This window comes from Patescibacteria group bacterium (genome assembly GCA_028711655.1).
Classification (GTDB): domain Bacteria; phylum Patescibacteriota; class Patescibacteriia; order Patescibacteriales; family JAQTRU01; genus JAQTRU01.
The window spans coordinates 1-14,586 of the sequence record JAQTRU010000028.1 but is presented as its reverse complement, the minus strand read 5'-3'; the positions used below and the strand labels follow the sequence as shown (position 1 = coordinate 14,586).

General features: G+C 42.1%; 12 protein-coding genes and 2 tRNA genes. 10 read left to right on the top strand and 4 right to left on the bottom strand.

Annotated features, from left to right (window positions below):
• Nucleotides 1-204: glycosyltransferase (locus tag PHQ42_03875; GenBank protein MDD5071845.1), on the bottom strand; the 204-nt coding region annotated here is incomplete at its 3' end.
• A 179-nt stretch (nt 205-383) separates the two neighbouring features.
• On the opposite strand from PHQ42_03875, the gene PHQ42_03870 reads away from it, so the two are divergent.
• From PHQ42_03870 to PHQ42_03850, 5 genes are all read left to right on the top strand, one after another.
• Entirely contained in the window at nt 384-1,259 is an 876-nt protein-coding gene (locus PHQ42_03870) for a DDE-type integrase/transposase/recombinase (GenBank protein MDD5071844.1), read from the top strand.
• 443 nt (nt 1,260-1,702) lie between these two features.
• Nucleotides 1,703-3,001: a TrpB-like pyridoxal phosphate-dependent enzyme gene (locus tag PHQ42_03865; GenBank protein ID MDD5071843.1), complete on the top strand. Its 1,299-nt coding sequence runs from the start codon at nt 1,703-1,705 to the stop codon at nt 2,999-3,001.
• A gap of 184 nt (nt 3,002-3,185) precedes the next feature.
• Nucleotides 3,186-5,801 carry a PEP/pyruvate-binding domain-containing protein gene (locus PHQ42_03860; GenBank protein MDD5071842.1) on the top strand — a complete coding sequence of 872 codons (2,616 nt, stop codon included), beginning with the start codon at nt 3,186-3,188 and terminating at the stop codon, nt 5,799-5,801.
• 101 nt (nt 5,802-5,902) lie between these two features.
• Nucleotides 5,903-6,574, top strand: coding sequence for a phosphoglycerate mutase family protein (locus PHQ42_03855; GenBank protein MDD5071841.1), 672 nt, complete (start codon nt 5,903-5,905; stop codon nt 6,572-6,574).
• A gap of 59 nt (nt 6,575-6,633) precedes the next feature.
• Complete coding sequence (locus PHQ42_03850; protein MDD5071840.1) at nt 6,634-6,798, top strand: hypothetical protein; 165 nt, start codon at nt 6,634-6,636, stop codon at nt 6,796-6,798.
• A gap of 214 nt (nt 6,799-7,012) precedes the next feature.
• Here the strand turns inward: PHQ42_03850 and PHQ42_03845 are convergent, their stop codons facing one another.
• Complete coding sequence (locus PHQ42_03845) at nt 7,013-8,419, bottom strand: ATP-binding protein (GenBank protein ID MDD5071839.1); 1,407 nt, start codon at nt 8,417-8,419, stop codon at nt 7,013-7,015.
• Between the two features lie 114 nt (nt 8,420-8,533).
• Complete coding sequence (locus PHQ42_03840) at nt 8,534-8,983, bottom strand: hypothetical protein (GenBank protein MDD5071838.1); 450 nt, start codon at nt 8,981-8,983, stop codon at nt 8,534-8,536.
• Nucleotides 8,984-9,363: 380 nt separating this feature from the next.
• Between PHQ42_03840 and PHQ42_03835 the strand changes: the two genes are divergently transcribed.
• The 5 genes from PHQ42_03835 (at nt 9,364) to pth (ending at nt 14,218) form a co-directional block, all read left to right on the top strand.
• Nucleotides 9,364-9,434 (top strand) — tRNA-Pro (locus PHQ42_03835).
• A 749-nt stretch (nt 9,435-10,183) separates the two neighbouring features.
• Nucleotides 10,184-11,686 (top strand): LCP family protein, encoded by a 1,503-nt coding sequence (locus PHQ42_03830; protein ID MDD5071837.1) that lies wholly within the window; start codon nt 10,184-10,186, stop codon nt 11,684-11,686.
• Between the two features lie 69 nt (nt 11,687-11,755).
• The gene (locus PHQ42_03825; protein ID MDD5071836.1) at nt 11,756-12,115 is read left to right on the top strand and encodes a four helix bundle protein; all 360 of its coding nucleotides are present in this window, start codon (nt 11,756-11,758) and stop codon (nt 12,113-12,115) included.
• 93 nt (nt 12,116-12,208) lie between these two features.
• Nucleotides 12,209-13,606 carry a ribosome biogenesis GTPase Der gene (der, locus tag PHQ42_03820; GenBank protein ID MDD5071835.1) on the top strand — a complete coding sequence of 466 codons (1,398 nt, stop codon included), beginning with the start codon at nt 12,209-12,211 and terminating at the stop codon, nt 13,604-13,606.
• A 66-nt stretch (nt 13,607-13,672) separates the two neighbouring features.
• Nucleotides 13,673-14,218 (top strand): aminoacyl-tRNA hydrolase, encoded by a 546-nt coding sequence (gene pth, locus PHQ42_03815; GenBank protein ID MDD5071834.1) that lies wholly within the window; start codon nt 13,673-13,675, stop codon nt 14,216-14,218.
• Between the two features lie 104 nt (nt 14,219-14,322).
• Here the strand turns inward: pth and PHQ42_03810 are convergent.
• Nucleotides 14,323-14,399: transfer RNA gene (locus PHQ42_03810), tRNA-Pro, on the bottom strand.
• Nucleotides 14,400-14,586 lie beyond the last annotated feature (187 nt).

Genomic DNA, 14,586 nt, shown 5'->3' with positions numbered 1-14,586 from the left:
GGCTTTGCCTTTGCCTGTGTCGGGCGTCTGGATTACGACAGCATTTCCCGCCAACGCTTCCTGGTATGTCATATCACTGCAGGCATTGGCAACGACGATAACTTCGGTCACTCTTGTGTGATCCGCAAACCGAAGGCAGCAATTTCGGATTGTTGCTTCTTCGTTATGCGCCGGAATGATGATTGAACAGTTCCCCGTGTACATGGTTAACCTCCTAAATTGTAAAGGGCATTGATAATAAACTTAATTTTAATTCTATTTATCAGAGAATGGTTTATCTTATCTTAATAAACTTTTAGTGTCAATAGAGTGTACAGTTAACACCATGGGGTGACATTTGGTATAGTTAAGGGTAACACCTGTTAACTATTAACAATATGATTATGCCAAGTCCTATTAAATACGATAGATTACAAAGATTTAGATGGTATTTACAGGTAGACAAATACCACCAATCAGTTAAGGAAACCTGCCGGATATTCGGCATTTCTAGAAAGTGCTACTACAAATGGAGATTCCGTGATTACGGCAAGAGGGGTAACACCTATCTGCCGGCCAAAAGGCAACCCAATCTCAAATTAACCTGGGAAGTGAGAAAATTCATCGAGGAACAAAAGCGAATTACCAATTATGGGCCATTAAAAATGAAGTATCTGGTTAAACGGGAATTAGGTATTGAGGTATCAACCACGATTATTTACCGCTATTACCAGCGAAAACATTTAATTAGAAAACCGCAGAGGAGATTGCCCTGGTACGAGCCGATGAAACAGGCATTAACTGTTAAAAAACCAGGGGAAGGCGCGCAAATGGATATTAAGTATGTTTACGAGGATGGAGTAAGGAAATACCAGTTCTCCGCCTTTGACCCCTACACGAAAAAGTATTATTTTATCGTGTTTCCGACTAAGGAGAGTAAAAACGCCATAGCTGCCTTTGGACGAGCGGAAAAATATTTTGGTTTTAAAATATTGTCAGTCCAGACTGATAATGGCTCTGAGTTTAGGGGTAAATTTCATAGCCGGTTGATTAAAAACAACATTCCCCATTATTTTATCCCGAAAAAATCTCCTTGGTGGAACGCCAATGTGGAACGAGTCCACCGGACGATTGATGATGAATATTACCAAAATCCTTACCGGGTCTGGAAAACCGCTTATGAATGGTTAGACTATTACAATTTTAAAAGAATACATTTAACGCTTAACGGGTTAACACCCCAGGAAAAATACCTTCAAAGTGTTACCCTTGACTGTTAACTATACAAACTCTTGACATAATTTTTTCACTGTGATAAGATAGATTTATCTTTAAAAATTGTAAAACCTATTCGGGTCCTCTGCCGCAAGGTAGGGGGTTGGGCCTGAATCATTCCAGCTTAAACTGGAAAGGGTGGTTGCTGCACAAGTGGCAACTCGGTCGCCTCCGTAACCATGGGCTAACTGATGTCGACCCGTAAAGCACATATGCCACGGGTGACTGAGTCAGTAAAAGTGGTTTTAATCCGTTTACTGACGGATTTTTTTAATCTTGCCATGAGGGCGGGATAAATCTGTCATTAGGGTTAAAACAACAAAGGTGGCACCACGGTATTATCTCGCCGAAGTCCCGAAAGGACGAAGGCGAAGCGAATCCCGTCCTTTGTTTACGATTTTTTCGTAAGCAGAGGACGGGATTTTTATTTATTATTAATTTTAAAACTATGCCTATTATCAACCTTGAACAAAAAGACGCGCCAACTTACTATTACAATATTGTGCCGGATTTGCCCAAGCCCTTATCACCGCCGCTTCATCCGGAAACAAAGAAGCCAATCGGTCCTCAAGATTTAGCCGCCATTTTTCCGATGGGATTAATTAAACAGGAAGTTTCAACGGAATCAAAGATTGAGATTCCTGAAGAAATTCAAAAGGCTTACCAGATTTATCGCCCTAGTCCTTTGATTCGGGCTAAACGGTTAGAGAAAGAATTAGAAACGCCAGCCAAAATTTATTATAAATATGAAGGAGTCAGTCCGACCGGCAGCCACAAACCCAATACCGCTATTGCCCAAGCCTATTACAATAAAAAGGAGGGGGTTAAGAAACTAACCACGGAAACCGGAGCGGGCCAATGGGGTTGCGCTCTAAGCTTTGCCTGTAATTTATTCAGTTTGGAGTGCGGGGTATATATGGTTAAGGCCAGCTATGACCAAAAACCTTACCGCCGGATCATGATGAATGTTTTTGGCGCTGATTGCGTGGCCAGCCCTTCTGACAGGACCGAATCCGGCCGTAAAATTTTAGCCAAAGATCCAAACACGCCCGGCAGTCTGGGGATGGCAATTTCCGAAGCCGTGGAAGAGGCCGCGAAAAATAAGGGCACTAATTATTCCTTGGGCTCTGTTCTTAACCACGTTCTGCTCCACCAGACGATTATCGGCCTGGAAGCGAAAAAGCAGCTTGAGAGAGCTGGGGATTACCCCGACATTATTATTGGCTGCCATGGCGGCGGCAGCAATTTTGCCGGCATCAGCTTTCCTTTTCTGCGGGATAAATTAAAAGGCGGAAAAACAAAATTGCGAGCAATTGCCGTAGAACCAAAATCCTGCCCGAGTTTGACCGAAGGCAGATACGATTACGATTTTGGCGATACTGTTGGTTTAACCCCCTTGCTTTTAATGTTTACTTTAGGTCATAATTTTGTGCCGCCGCCAATCCACGCGGGCGGGCTTCGCTACCACGGCGCGGCGCCAATTGTGAGTTTATTGCATAAAGAAAAGATAATTGAAGCCGTGGCTTACGACCAGTTGCCGGTATTTGAGGCGGCTATGAAATTTGCTAAGAATCAAGGCATTATTCCGGCTCCCGAATCAGCTCACGCGATTAAAGCGGTTTTTGACGAGGCGGAAAAATGCAGGCAATCCGGAGAGGAAAAAACAATTCTGTTCAACTTGAGCGGTCATGGCCATTTTGACATGTCAGCTTATCAGGATTTTTTGGCCGGTAGATTAACTAATTAATGGCTGATTAGCAGAAGGAGTAATTTAGAAAATTTCCATTGACAAAATAATGGTTTTACGGTAAGGTAATAAGCTTTTTAACTCGTAAATTGTATATCTGTTTTAAAAATGGCAGGTATATAATTTGGGGGGTAAAAATCCTTGAAATGTTCATTAAAACGCATAGAGAGAGGGGTAAAAAGCAATGAAAAAGATCGTTTCTCAGGATCGTATAGTCAACTTTGTTGACTTGACGGTAGCTCAACTGGCAAAATTACCGGGTAAAATTACGCGGCTTCATGAAAAATGGCGGCTTGGAATTCCTGTGCCATTTCGTGGTTTTGTCATCTTCCCGGCGGTGGTAAATGATATTGTCAGATCGAAGTGCGATATCAGCCAGTTGCCCGCTTATCTTATTGATGAATTGCTTTCGGCTTACCGCCAGAGTAATTTTGAACGCGATGAGATTCGGGCAGCGGTCCGGGGCGCACTGTCAGTTGAAGATCAATCGAAAGCTTCTTGGGCTGGCGGATCAGAGAGTCCAACGAATATTCTCGGTGAGCAAGAATTTTTAAATGCGGTAGATACCTGCATTAATGAAACATTCAGTAATAGGATGGATGGTTATCGCGATCGGATGGGAATTGTTGGAGAATTAAAGCTTTCAATTCTCGTCCATCAAATGGCAATTTGCAATCGGTTTGCGGTTGTATTTACGCGTAACCCGATGAATGGTTCATCTGATGAGATCGTTATCCAATCAACTTTCGGCGGCGGTCAGTTATTGACTGCCGGCAGAGAAACGGGTGATATCTTCATCCTTGATCGTGCTGGTAATGTGCTATCAGAAACCGTTACTGTTAAAGAACTAATGGTTGCTGACGAAGGAGTGATACCGATGCCTTCCCAATTGAAAGATAAGCGATCACTTGAACCAAACCAGCTACGCGATCTGGTTGAATTCGTTCTCGGCGTTGAATTGATCGAGAATGATGAGCCCCAGGATTGTGAAATCGCTCTGGCGGTTGATGGTAACGGGGGGATTATTAAATCGCTCGTCCAAAATCGGCCGATAACTGCTCTCGACGATTCTCCCGGGTTAGTTCGCTATGAAGCGATTAAGTCAGCCAAGGTGGTAGCGGAGGCAGAGCGTCTGCGCTTGGGGAATCTTGGCATTACAGTTCCTCTTGACGTGTTCAGCGATCAAAACATTGCCGAACTGCTTACTCAGCATCCGACTCCGTTCAGTTTCGGACTGTTTACCTACATCTTTGCTCATGACGACGGAGCGATCCGTACCGGACGCAATATGATGGGGTATTCCATTGGGGAAGAGTTGGATGCCGGTTTTTTTGAGCTGATCGGCTCGCAACCGCGTTGCAGTATTCTCCACGACGCTTTAACTTATCGGATCTCGGGTGTTCCGTTGGATGATTACATCCAGGGATTGGTGTGTTCTTACCTTGATCAGATTCGAACCGATGAACGGCTCGCCAATTATCCCGAGGTTGTTCTCTATGACCAAAATCCGAGCCTAGAGCGTCTAACAAAGCTATACGGACCGGAAAAAGCCAAGATTTACAGACAGTATTACGATCGGTTCTTTACTGGCATTCGTCAGTGGGAGCAGACATTCGCTGATGACTATTTAAATGTTCACGAACCGCTTGTTACGGAGTTTGTCAATCGGCAACGTCAGTTCCCTTTATCCATGTCACCCAAACTGATTGAATCACTGCAGACCAAGCTTGATTTTCTGCGCACTAAAATTTGCATTTGGTTTGTCATCGTGGCGCGACTCGGCTTTTTTGCCTACGCTCGTCTGCGTAAAACCTTAGAGTCAAACTTCAACGGGGAGGAAGCCAAACAACTTCTTGACCACCTTACTGGTAGCCTGCAAGACGATCCGGCGATTAGATTTAATCTTCGTTTAGCCCAATTAAATGACGGCTTGATCAATCGGAATTTGGTTTTGGCGGAATTTGGACACCTTGGGTTCAACGAATTGGAAATTTCCGGTCCGCGATATCATGAACAACCGGAAATGATGGATCAGCTTGCTGCCCGAATTAAGGGTGATCCCCAAACTGAACTTCAGCGTCGGATTCAGGAATCCCAGATAGCCAAAAAGCGTGTCAGCGCCAATCTGACCGAGGATAGGAGTAGAGAATTCGAGCAGGATGTCGTTTCTACCCTGACCTATCTCGCGCTCCGCGAGCGAGTCAAGTTTAATTTCCTCAAGGTTTATGACTTGATTCGTAACCAGCTGCTTTTTATTGAAGCACAATTGGGGTGGCCTCAGGATCATATCTTTTTCCTTGATCCTCGAGAAATCAGGATGTTGATCGAGGCGCCGGCCGAAGCGCTCAAAATCGCCACCCATCGGCGGGAACGCTATGAGCGAGAATTCAAGATGGAGGTGCCGCAGGTTATGTTTGTCGACCAATTGAGTAAAATCGGTTTGGTTGATATGCCTGATGGTGCGAGCGAGTTGTATGGTATCGGCGTGACATCTTTTGTCATTGAAGGACCAGCAGTTATTGTTCGTGACCCGAGCGATCGGGAGGCTCTTGAATGGATGACTGATGGTTGCGTACTGGTAGTACATACAACCGATCCGACATGGGCACCGATCATTGGTGCCGTCGGCAATGGCGGCTTAGTCACCGAAGTCGGGGGTCCGCTTGCCCATGGAGCGATTATATCCCGTGAACTCGGTATCGCCGCCGTTCTCAATGTTAAGCACGCTACAAAAATCATCAAGACCGGTCAGCGGATACGCGTTGACGGACCGGCCGGAAAGGTTTATATCCTTAACTGACGTTCTTTATAGCCATGAGGGCACAGGCAGACGAATCTATATTGATTTGTCTCCTGTGCTCTCTTTTTTACTTATTACGGATTATAGTGTAAAATAACTTTATGAATAACGGCATTAAAATTTATTTTATTAGGCACGGTAAACTTGATTTGCCATATGAAGATCATTTAGAAATGCCCTATGAAATCTTAGATAATTTAGCAACCGGCCGGCTTGATCCGTCTATTGCAAAAGGTGGTAAAAAATTATTTTTAGAGGCAGTAAAAAAATTACCACTAAAAGACTTAGACGTTATTTATTTTAATAATTCCAATTTCCAATCCAAAAGATCAAAAGAGTCGGCTTTTTTAATCGGTAAAATTCTAAAAGAAAAGTATAATAAAAAAGTACCGATCCTAGGCAATCCCAATTTGAAAGAAATTGATTTTAGCCTAAAAGATATTTTGCCTAAAGAGAAATTTTTAAGACAGGGAATGCCGGCTGTCAGAACGGCTTTGTATAATGCAATCATCAATCAGGGACCGGTTGAAGAAATAGACCGTATATATCAACGGACCGAAAATATTTTTAGAAGTTTAAAAAAACATCAGAATAAAAATCAAACGGTTATACTCGTCTCCCATGATTTTTATATGAGAACAATAGAAGTTTATTTGCAAAAATCGAAAGATTATAGAAAAGTAACTATAAGCGATTTAGAAAAAACAACTCTTAATACTTATTTTAAGGGTTTTGCTATTTCTTACGATTTAAAATTATTTAAACGTTTTTGATATAGGTTTATTTAATAATTATTTGCCACTGGCCAGATTCTGTTTAGAGGGGGGATATTATGGACAATATTTTGGCTTATCCCGGCGAAGACCAAAAAATCGAAGGAGGAAGCGGGACATTTTCAGCCGATACTTATAACGGCGTTCCAACTTGCCCCACTTGTCCTGATTGCGGCGTTAAAATCGTTAACGGTTACTGCCCCGAATGCGGTAAAGAGCTATAGGAGAAACAGTAAACGACAAAAAATTCTGATTTTAACACAAACCGTTTCTACTCAAAAGGCAGCTTACAAGTAAAGCTGCCCTTTTTCTTATCTAAAATCAATGATTGAAGTTTAAACAAATAGCTGTGGCCTTTAATCAGAACTCTGCGATTTGGCTGAAAGACCCAAAAAATCTCTTAAAAAAATCGAGATCTTGCTTTTTTAAAATTATTCACTATCTCAGTAACCCCTTTCCAAACAGCAAAAAATAAATTAAAGGCAAAATTTTTATATTACCTTTATTTTCCATCTTGTCCCGGCTGATGATTATCCCCCTCTTGAAGCCGGCTTGCTTAAATATTTTTAAATCTTTGTCTTCTATATCCCGGCTATAGCCAAGCAAAACCGGCATGATCTTTTTGCCGTCATGGATTAAAAAAGTTATTTCCCGATTGCGGACATTATCCCGCCAATAAGTCAGGCGTTCTTTCCCCTTGCTGTCCCCATTCCTGGCCAGATGGGAAAATACCACGTTTTCCACCAAGGCATTGAAGACATCCTGGCGGTGCAGGCGCTCGCGGCTGAAATGCCAATAATCAAGCGAACCGTTAATGTGGGAATAAAAAAGCCAGAATAAAAAAGGGTCGGTAAAATAAAGTTTTTTGGCCTTGCGGCTGGTGGGCTGCCCGCCCTTATCTGACTGATAAATCATTTTTATAACAAACATTGATTCCAAAATTTCCAGATATTCGGCAATAGTCAAATGGGTTTTGGCTTTGGTGTGGCGGGCAATGGTTTTATAGCCCAGGGGCTGTCCCAAATTAAGAAGAATCTGTTCCAAAATCTGACGCAAGAGAATTACGTCCCGGCCGAGCTTGGCGATATCGGCTGTTAAAGAATAAAAATAGTCGTTATAAATATCCTGCCTAACCGCCCCTTCTTTCTGGTAGCTGTTTAAGCAGGGCAAAAATCCGCCGGTTAAAAAATAAATGTCCAAATAATATTCAAGCTGGTCTTGGTAATTTTGATAATTAGTTTTGTTAATTTTTCCCGCCAGCTTGGAATTTAATAATTTTAAAAATTCAAAAAAATCCAGGCTGGTGATAATTTTATCCAGGGCTGGCAGTCTTTCCGCTTTGCCTGTGAAATTCTCCTTTCTGGAACTGGCCAAGGCAACCGTCACGTTTTTTAATTTTCTGGCCCGGGCCAAATAGCTTATGCCTTTCGGCCAATTTTTTATCAGGCTGATTTCATCAATAAAAATAAAAAGGCGGCGACTGGTTTCGGCTCGCCGCCAATTTAAAAATATTTTTATAAGCTCGTTAAGCTCTTCGTAAGTATCAAGATTATGGCAGGAATAATAAAAAATATTGTCCGGTTCAATCTTTTTCTCCTCTGCCAATTTTTTTATGAAAAGCTTCAAAATCGTGGTTTTGCCCAAACCCCGGCCGCCATAGAGAATATAAATATTGTCGCGGCCCAAATCAACCTCGTTTAAAATTTTCGGCTCCCATTTAAGAGGCTGGACGGCAAAAGCTTCTATCACCGAGTCAAATTTCAAGCTTTTAACAAGCCGCTCTCCGCTTCCCAGTTGCCGCCACCAGGGATTTTGAATTGAAAGCAATTCTAAGTCTATGTCCATAATTATATTATATACCCCCTTGATAAAGGGGGCTAGGGGGATTTGACTTGGTAGGAGGGCTGGGGGGGTAAACAATCAAAAAGGACCGGTAAATTTTATAAATTATCCGGCCCTTTATTTTTTCTTTTTTTCCTCCTCAAGGATTTCAAAAGAAACGCAAATAGCGTCTTTGTCCGGATAATTGGCAATCCAGGAATAGCAGTATAGTTTATCCGGAGAAATTTCCGTTTTTAAATACCAGTCTCCGCCCCGGCCCCAGGCATTGCTGCGAATTTTTTCCATTTCAACCGGACGCCCTTGAAAAACAGCCGGACCGCAAACTTTAATCTTCAAATTGCCGGCAAAAGAGCTTAATATCTTTTCTATCCGGCCGGGCTTGGTATCGGCGGCATATTTTCCGGAAAAAAATTTCACCCTTCTTAAATTTCTTCTGTCCCGGGCCGCAAAGAAGGTGGCGTGATTTTTTCTTTCCGAAGCTGGTATTTCCTCAAACAAACCGCGGTGCATTATATAGAACCTCATAACCGCCCTCCTTCGGTTAGTTATGTGGATATGGTTTGTCATATTATCCAATGAACAATAGGCAATCTTAACATAACGACCTATTTATAGTCAACCAGTTCAATAACAACCTGGCTAAAAATTAATTGAAAGGAAAAAAATAACCAATAATCAATAACCAAACAAACTTCCCCGGCCTCGCCAAGCGAAGCGGGGCGGGCAATATCCAACAACCAATTAACAAAGTTTTTGGTTATTAAAATTTAATTATTGAATATTATTTGGAACTTGATTATTGGTTATTGATTATTTGATTTACCATCTAATCCGGGCTCTCTATTTATAGTCATCAGATTGATAAAAATAAGAAGCTATGTTAAGGTAAAATCATAAAATAATATGCGGGGTGTAGTATAATGGTAGTACCCGCCCGCCTAGCTTGCCGGGGTGTAGTATAACGGTAGTACGCGTGCATGGGGTGCATGTAGCCGGAGTTCAACTCTCCGCACCCCGACAGGCTAGGCAAGCGGGCGCGGCGCACCTATGGGGTGGGCGTAGTTCCGGTCCGATTCCGGATACCCCGACCAATGAAAATCTCGCGGTTATCCGCGAGATTTTCCCATTCCGCTGTTTCCAAAAATTTTTTATTGAAATTTCTGGAAAATTTTTTGATAACGGCTTCGCCTTACTTATGACGGCTTTACAGATTCTGATACGCCGAAACGGGGGGATAAGCCGATCTGTTCCGCTCCGCCAGCTGGCGGATTGCGGAACAGCTTCCGGTTTATAAGAAAACTTCACCAATAAATCCCGCACCTTTTGCCACAATCTAAATAATTCTACCAAAAGGTGCGGGATAAAGCTGACTAAGAATTGGCAAATTTACAATAGGTTCCTAAACTTTCGTTAAGGATTATTTTTAAAGTTAATCCGGCAGACAATCTCCGCCGTTTAGACCACCTTTAAAAATAAATTTGCCCCTTGTCCCGCAATTCCGAACCGCGATTCGGAAAAATTTAAGGACTAATTTTATACAACTTGATCCAAAACTTATATCAGCTTCCGGTGAAGTTTTCTTAGAACCCGTCTCAAAAATTTTTTAAATCATTCCGGGACAGGCCCATGTTTAAATTATAGCAAATTTTTTTAAAACTTTCCAAAATAGCAAAATAAAGATATAATAAAAATAGTTTCAGCTAAAAGCTGTCTATTTTTATGTTTTCCCCGTTAAAAAGGGTTTGCTAGCGGGATTTTATCAAAACCATGAAAAATTACGATAAAAAAAGAGAAATTTCCAACGGGGTGAATCTCCTGGAGGAAGAAAAAACAGAGGCGAAAATTAAACCGGCCAAAAAGAAAAAAATGGCCAAGGTTTTTTCTTATCCGCTGGTTTTTCTCGCGATCGCTTTTGTTATTTTTTCCAGCAAAATCATCGTTTCCGAGCAGAACCCGAATTCTTGGATCTACAAAATCCCGATTATCGGGCAAATCAAACACCTGGCCGAAAGCGCTGACAAACAGTTAAAAGGCGAAGACCGGGACAGGATTAATATCCTCCTCCTGGGGATGGGCGGGAAAAACCATGAAGGCGGATATTTGACCGACACGATTATGCTGGCCAGCCTGGAGCCTTCAACAAAAAAAGTAGCCCTGCTTTCCATTCCCCGAGATTTGGCCATACCCATGGAAGGAATGGGCTGGAGAAAAATAAACAACGTCAACGCTTATGCCGAAGCAAAAAATCCGGGCAGCGGCGGAGTCGCCATCTCGCAGGCCTTAAGCGATATCCTGAAAATCCCGGTTGATTATTTCGTCCGCCTAGACTTTGCCGGTTTTGTTAATGTTTTAGATGAATTGGGCGGAATTGAAGTTTATGTGGAAAATGTTTTGGAAGATTTCAGCTATCCGATAATGGGCATGGAAGAAGCCGAACCTTACTCGGCCAGGTTTGAGCATCTTTATATCCCGATCGGCTGGAAAAAGATGGACGGCGAATTGGCCCTAAAATATGTCCGTTCCCGCTACGCTTACGGGATTGAAGGTTCGGATTTCGCCCGCGCCCGGCGCCAGCAAAAAGTCATAGAAGCGGCCAAAAATAAATTTTTGTCAAAAAGCGTATTGTTCCGGCCAAGCATAATTACCAACATTATAGATGAACTCCATGAGCATTTGAGCACTAATATAAAAGCCTGGGAAACGATAAAACTCTGGAATATGTTTAAAGACGTTTCCCGGGAAAATATCACCAACAAGGTTTTGGATAACAGCTCAAGCGGCCTTTTGATTGACACCCGAGGCGAAGAAGGCGCTTATATTTTAATCCCGAGAAGCGGCGACTTTGCGGAAATCCAATATTTGGCCAATAATATTTTTTCTGACGCTCCCGCAGAAACCAAAACAAAGGTTAAAGTGGAAAAGGCTTCTTTGGACATAAGGAACGGCACCTGGATAAACGGACTGGCCAGCGTCACTGCCATGGATTTGGAAAAATACGGATTTAACGTTATCCGCGTCAGCAACTCAAGCCGGAAAGATTTTCAAAAATCGGTAATCTATGACCTTACTTACGGGGAAAAAATGGAATCGTTAGCCATCTTAAAAGAAAAAACAGGAGCTAATGTTTCTTTTGTCCTGCCCCAGTGGCTGGCTGATGATATAAAAAAAGAGCTGGAAAATGAAAAAAACCCGGAGCAACCGGACTTTATCCTGATACTGGGCCAGGATGCGGATAAAACCTCCTCGGGAGCGGATAATCCGGAAGAGTAAAGTTGATAAAAATTTTCAATTTTCAATGACCAATTTTCAGTCAATATTTAATTTTTAATATTAAATTAAGTGGCGGATAAAAATACTAATTATGATTTAGAAGAGAGATTGGCTAAGTTCGCGGAAAGAGTGATTGATTTAGTTAGAAGATTGCCTAATAACAGCATTAACCAAAAATTAATTCCTCAAGCCGTAGGCTCTTCCGGCTCTTCGGGAGCTAATTATTGCGAGGCCTGCGAAGCGGAAAGCAAGAAGGATTTTAAGCATAAAATAGGGATAGTTAAAAAAGAATTAAGAGAAACTAAGCATTGGTTGAGACTGATAGCTAAAGCAAACCCCGAACAAATAGATGAACTTCGGAAATTACGGAAAGAATGCCATGAACTTTTACTTATATTTTCAAAAATATTAAGATCCTGCAATAATTGACAATTAGTTATTGAAAATTGATTGAAAATTGCAAATTGATAATTGTGAATTAAATAATACTTTTTAATTCTGATATTCGTATTTAACATTTCTATGGATTCCTCAAAAAAAAATCTCCCTCTCATTGTCATTTTCGGCCGCGCCAATGTCGGCAAATCAACTCTTTTTAACTGCCTGGTTGAAAAAAGGCAGGCTTTGGTTTCTAACATAGCCGGCACCACCAGGGACAGCAATCTGAACGAGGTGAGCTGGCGGGGAAAAAATTTCATACTGGTTGATACCGGCGGCATAATTGATTTGCCTGACAAAATGCCAGCCGGCGAAACGCCGGTTAATATAGAAGCAAAAGTCCAAGACCAGGCCCGCCAATACTTAACGCGGGCTGATTTAATTTTGTTTTTGGTTGACGCCAAAACCGGATTACTGCCGATGGACAGGCAGATGGCCTTATTTGTCAAAAAATTCTTAAAAAAAACCAAAAAAATAATTTTGGTGGCTAACAAAGTTGATAACTTCCGACAAATGGGAGAGACTGCGGAATTTAACAAGCTGGCCCTGGGAGAACCACAGGCGATCTCCGCCGCCACCGGAGCCGGCACCGGAGATTTGCTTGATCTTGTCATCAAAAAAATAAAATCAAAAAAAGATAACGCTTCGGCCGGACAAGAATCGGAAGAAAAAATAAAAATTTGCATTATCGGCAAGCCCAATGTCGGAAAATCCAGCCTCCTCAATTCTATTTTGGGATATGAGCGGGTTATTGTAAGCCCGGAACCGCACACCACTCGCGAACCGCAGGACACGGAAATAATTTACGGGGGAAAACCGATTATTCTTGTTGATACGGCCGGCATCAGCAAAAAGGGGGCAAAAACCAAGGGCCTGGAAAAACACGGAATCGCCAAATCCTTGAAAGCCCTGGAAAAATCAGACATCGCCTTATTGGTTATTGATATAAGCGAGGGCATAACCCATCAAGACGCCAAGCTGGTTGAGGAAATAGTGGAAAGGAAAGCCAGTTTTATTATTATCGCCAACAAATGGGATTTAATTGCCAAAAAGGACACGAAAAAATACACCAACTATATTTATAGCTCTTTCCCTTTCGCCACCTGGGCGCCGATTCATTTCGCTTCCGCCCTTACCGGCAGCAAAACGAACAAAATCCTGAATTTAATTTTGGAAATTGATGAAGGCAGAAAAATAAAACTGGGCGATTCCCAGCTTAATAAATTTCTGCTAAAAATCGTAAAAATCCATTTACCGGCCAAGGGCAAGGGCGTAAAAAAACCCCACATCTATGAATTCAAGCAAACAAGGGTTAACCCGCCAAAATTCCAGTTGCGGATCGGAGCCAAAGAAGACCTGCATTTTTCTTATGTCCGCTTTATCGCCAACCGCCTGCGGGAAAAATACGGGTTTCTTGGCACGCCGATTGATATAGAAATAGATAAGGGAAGAAAAGCGCATGGACAGCATGCTAGGGATTAGTTAATTAGTTGATTGGTAATTAGTTATTTTATTATTTTATTTTTATATTATTTTATCATTTAAAATATGCATATTATCGTCGGCCTGGGCAATCCAGGTAAAATTTATGAGAACACCCGCCATAATGCCGGCTTTATGGCAATTGACGCTTTGGCGGAAAAAGCGGGCGGAAACTGGAAAGAATCTAAAAAATTTAAGGCCCAAGTTTGCCAAACCGGAAACACCATTTTTATCAAGCCGCAAACTTTTATGAATAATTCCGGGCAGGCTGTTCAGGCAATTTTGGCTTACTATAAATTATTGCCGAAAAAGCTGGGGGTATTTAAAGCCAAAGACAGCGACTTGTCGGAAACCTTAACGGTTATCCACGACGATATTGATATTGCCCTGGGCAAATACAAAATTTCCGTTGATTCCCGCTCGGCCGGGCACAGGGGCGTAGAATCAATTATTAATCATCTTAAAACCAAAAATTTTAAAAGAATAAGGATCGGCATCAGGACAGAATTGGCTAACAGGATGCCGGCGGATAAATTTGTTTTAGAAAAATTTAAGCAGGATGAACTGGCTATTATAAAAAAATTAATTACAGAGTTACTCGCCTGCCGATGAGGCAGAGTTCTGTAATTAACATAAATAAACAAAAATCCCGTTAGAAAGCCAGAATTTTCTAACGGGGTAAAGAAAAAAGACCCTTTAATTAAAACGGGTCTTTTTGGTCGGGGTGGCGGGACTCGAACCCGCGGCCTCCTGCTCCCAAAGCAGGCATTCTGCCTAGCTGAACTACACCCCGACCGAAGATTGATATTTAAAAAGATACAATTTTATATTTACTTCTTCTTCATTATGACCGGCAAAAATTCTTGCCAAAGCCAGGCAAGATATGCCTGTAATTCTTCCGGGGTGGCGACATCGCCCTTGGCCTGATATTTTTTAATTCGAGCAACTTCGCCAGCAACGGCTTCCCAGGCAGTAGTATT

Excerpts from the sequence above, each read along its gene's own strand:
- pth (MDD5071834.1), top strand. The coding sequence starts at position 13,673 with ATGCATATTATCGTCGGCCTGGGCAATCCAGGTAAAATTTATGAGAAC.
- PHQ42_03870 (MDD5071844.1), top strand. The coding sequence starts at position 384 with ATGCCAAGTCCTATTAAATACGATAGATTACAAAGATTTAGATGGTAT.
- PHQ42_03850 (MDD5071840.1), top strand. The coding sequence starts at position 6,634 with ATGGACAATATTTTGGCTTATCCCGGCGAAGACCAAAAAATCGAAGGA.
- PHQ42_03830 (MDD5071837.1), top strand. The coding sequence starts at position 10,184 with ATGAAAAATTACGATAAAAAAAGAGAAATTTCCAACGGGGTGAATCTC.
- PHQ42_03860 (MDD5071842.1), top strand. The coding sequence starts at position 3,186 with ATGAAAAAGATCGTTTCTCAGGATCGTATAGTCAACTTTGTTGACTTG.
- der (MDD5071835.1), top strand. The coding sequence starts at position 12,209 with ATGGATTCCTCAAAAAAAAATCTCCCTCTCATTGTCATTTTCGGCCGC.
- PHQ42_03855 (MDD5071841.1), top strand. The coding sequence starts at position 5,903 with ATGAATAACGGCATTAAAATTTATTTTATTAGGCACGGTAAACTTGAT.
- PHQ42_03865 (MDD5071843.1), top strand. The coding sequence starts at position 1,703 with ATGCCTATTATCAACCTTGAACAAAAAGACGCGCCAACTTACTATTAC.
- PHQ42_03840 (MDD5071838.1), bottom strand. The coding sequence starts at position 8,983 with ATGACAAACCATATCCACATAACTAACCGAAGGAGGGCGGTTATGAGG.
- PHQ42_03845 (MDD5071839.1), bottom strand. The coding sequence starts at position 8,419 with ATGGACATAGACTTAGAATTGCTTTCAATTCAAAATCCCTGGTGGCGG.